Annotated in this window: 3 protein-coding genes; 1 reads left to right on the top strand and 2 read right to left on the bottom strand. The window is 54.3% G+C overall.

Annotated features, from left to right (window positions below):
- A partial coding sequence (locus PPL9_RS24860) for a hypothetical protein (RefSeq protein WP_161831451.1) occupies positions 1–1,087 on the top strand: 1,087 nt, incomplete at its 5' end.
- 5 nt (positions 1,088–1,092) lie between these two features.
- Here the strand turns inward: PPL9_RS24860 and PPL9_RS24855 are convergent.
- Positions 1,093–1,818 (bottom strand): aspartate/glutamate racemase family protein, encoded by a 726-nt coding sequence (locus PPL9_RS24855; protein ID WP_057465222.1) that lies wholly within the window; start codon positions 1,816–1,818, stop codon positions 1,093–1,095.
- A gap of 10 nt (positions 1,819–1,828) precedes the next feature.
- On the bottom strand, positions 1,829–2,504 hold a 676-nt coding region (locus PPL9_RS33710; RefSeq protein WP_208989611.1), incomplete at its 5' end, for an FAD-binding oxidoreductase.

Raw genomic sequence — 2,504 nt, 5'->3', positions numbered from 1 at the left:
CGCCACGACGCTGGACCAGTATGTTCCAATCATAAACGCTGGTAATCAGTCAGCCGATGCTATCGAAAAGGCGGCACAGGCTCTGGCTGTGATCATCAAGGTCAACGAAGATATAATCTGCAAAGCGAACGCCAGCAGCAGCCTTGCGATGCTTGCGGCGACCTCACAAAAAGAGGGCAGCGAAACAATCAGTTTTAGCATTCAGGAGGAAAATCAGGACTATAGCACTCCAACGGAGCAAACATCACAGCGCTGGGTTGTCAAACTGATACTGGAAGATTGCAACCCTCCCGCAGGACTAACCGGAGACCCTGTGGTCGAAATTCCGGATTGGACAAGCCATCTGGACAGCAGTGCGTGTGTTGAGGGTAAGCAGACCTACACCTACTATTACACCCAGAAAACGAAGAGCAAGCAAACCTATCTGACACAGGATATTGCGCAGCCCTTGAGTGATCGTCAGGTGGTCATGCCGGGCATGCAGGTGCTCGCGCGGCAAGATGCGTTGGCTTCCATGTACATGATCCGCAACAGCTACATCCACGGCAAAATCACAGATGGCTTTGTATTCAGAACGCCGACGGCAACCTTTAAAAATCCGTTCCACCCCACATTGTCCAGCTTTCAGCCACTCAACATCGCATACCTCGGCAACCCCACAAATGAGCCTTATCAGCGGAGCCTGAAGGAGCATCTGGAACATCTCTTCTACATGCTGTTTCATGGTGAGTATGCTGGCGACATTACGCTGCAGCTTAATATCGGATACAGCTATCATCTTGCCCAAGGCCTCACAGAAGAGCCAATCGATCTGCCAATCGCTCTTCTGCCGCCAACCCCCGTCACCATCCAGAACAACGGCGAACCTGAGGGCGATATCCTTGAAAACCTTGCCAACTCAATCACGGCGTGGGCACAGGCGCATAAACCATCCTGCAACGCAGCTCAGCTGAATATTGCCATGAACATCATGTCCAATCTGACGGAAAACCCCATGCCCTTGCTCAACCTGCAAAACCTCTACCTGTGCACCGATGACATCATTCCACCTCTGCCATCTTATGAAAGCGAAACAGAAGGGGTGTGAGACACTCAGATAAATCCGGGAAAGGCGTGCCGATGCGCCACCGAATGAGCCATGCTGGCAAGAGTGATGATATCAAACACTGGCCGTTTGATACGCGCTTGCAACTGATGCGCATATGGCGGCAGATCAGTGCATTCCAAAACCACGGCACCGATATCCGGTGATCGCTCAATCATGTCATCTGCCGCAGCAAACAGCTCTTCTGTCACCTTGCCAAGGTCCATCTGCGTACGTTCACCGCGTAAGATCACAGCAGAGAACTCAGGGGCCTCATCCAGCCCCTGAACCACAATCGGCACATGGGCCGCACCCACACCTTCCAGATGCTTGTCCGTCAAAGAGGCTGCGGACGCTGTGACGACCCCGACAGGTGCATTGGTCATGTGGTAGGCAAGGGGAACCTGTATGAGCGAAGACACGAAAACCGGAACAGAAACCGCCGCTGCGATCTCCTTTTGAAAGATCGCCAGAAAACCGCAGGACCCGGTGATTGCGTGTACGCCCTGATCTTCAAGACGCTTGGCGGCGCTGAGGATCGGCTCCAGCAATTCAGGCGAGGGATCAGCCAGCAGTTTTTGAACTGTCAATCCATGCAGGATCTCGTAGGTCGTTGTAAACGGCAGGCTCGACGGGTTCTTGATGTGGCCGGGAGGTTTGGGGAAATAGCTTTCCAGCGAAAGAACGCCGATTGAAACGCCGCAAATGTTCTGGCCACCAGGATGAATGGTCATGCGAAATCCTTTAGTACCGTGTCACGTGATAGGGGGTCATATTGATGTTGGGGGTGGTGCCGGTCACCAGATCAGCAACCAACCTGCCGGTTTTGGGGGCCATCATCAGGCCGTAATGACTGTGTCCAAACGCGCCAATCAAATCCGGAAACCCGTCAACTTCGCCAATGCAAGGCAAACTGTCGGGCAAGCTGGGGCGTTGTCCGGACCATGTGCTGATGTCACCCATCCGCAAGTCTGGCAGCAGCTTGCTGGCAAGCTCCACCAAACCATCCAGCCGTTTCTGGTTGATTGGCGCATCAAGCCCGGCAAACTCAGCCGTTCCGGCAACCCGAATGGCGCTCTCCATGGTGGAGGCGACAAACTTCATGTCCATATCCATGATGGAATGCGTGAGGGCAACACCGGGATTGCTGAAGGACACGTGGTAGCCACGCTCAGCCTCCATCGGCACCTTGACCCCAAGTGGTTTCAGTAGCTTGGCAGACCAGACGCCCATGGAAAGCACCAGTTTCGGTGCAAAATGCGCGCCTGTCTCCGTCACATATCTCCAGCCGCCGCCGTCGTTTGGCGTGATGGAGTGAACTTCGGCTTGCTCAATGGTGCCGCCCATCTGGCGTAGTTTGTCAGCCAGCACTTCGCCGATCTTACCGGGCGAGACAGCTCGTGCCTGTCCCTTGATGAGA

The sequence above is a fragment of the Pseudovibrio sp. POLY-S9 genome (assembly GCF_001431305.1).
GTDB lineage: Bacteria > Pseudomonadota > Alphaproteobacteria > Rhizobiales > Stappiaceae > Pseudovibrio.
The sequence above is the reverse complement of the archived record's forward strand: the minus strand, read 5'-3'. Positions and strand labels throughout refer to the sequence as shown.